The organism is Flavobacterium hungaricum, from assembly GCF_015182285.1.
GTDB classification, from domain to species: Bacteria; Bacteroidota; Bacteroidia; order Flavobacteriales; family Flavobacteriaceae; genus Flavobacterium; species Flavobacterium hungaricum.
Genome location: NZ_PRDM01000011.1, coordinates 1 through 545, shown reverse-complemented (window position 1 = coordinate 545; position 545 = coordinate 1). Strand labels below are relative to the sequence as shown.

2 tRNA genes and 1 rRNA gene are annotated in these 545 nt (G+C 40.7%); all 3 read right to left on the bottom strand.

Annotation, left to right across the window (positions count from 1 at the left end):
- Positions 1–48: 48 nt before the first annotated feature.
- Positions 49–122: transfer RNA gene (locus tag C4F50_RS25575), tRNA-Ala, on the bottom strand.
- 142 nt (positions 123–264) lie between these two features.
- Positions 265–338 (bottom strand) — tRNA-Ile (locus C4F50_RS25570).
- Between the two features lie 125 nt (positions 339–463).
- Positions 464–545 (bottom strand): 16S ribosomal RNA (locus tag C4F50_RS25565); the annotation flags it as partial.

Here is a 545-nt window from a genome sequence, read left to right as displayed (position 1 = left end):
TCTCAATATGTCAATGAACTTTTATTTACTATGCTTATAGTAAACCAGTGGAGAATAACGGAGTCGAACCGTTGACCTCCTGCGTGCAAGGCAGGCGCTCTAGCCAGCTGAGCTAATCCCCCATTTTCTTAGTGATGAGTTATTAGTTATGAGTTATGAATTACTGCTCATAAGGTCTCAACCTCTAAAATTTCCTTTAAATCAAGCTCTTCAGTCTTTTTTAACGCATAACCTGTAACTTACAGCTTATAACCTTTAAAAAAGTAGTCCCGGGCAGACTCGAACTGCCGACCCCTACATTATCAGTGTAGTACTCTAACCAGCTGAGCTACGAGACTCTGTTTTACTTAATTTTCATTTTTTTTTAAATTAACAGCAAGAGTAATACAGTCTTGGAATTCCAAAACATCAAATATCTATCTTATTTCCAAGGCGTGTCCGAAGACTAACACCAAGGCTCTAGAAAGGAGGTGTTCCAGCCGCACCTTCCGGTACGGCTACCTTGTTACGACTTAGCCCTAGTTACCAGTTTTACCCTAGGCAGC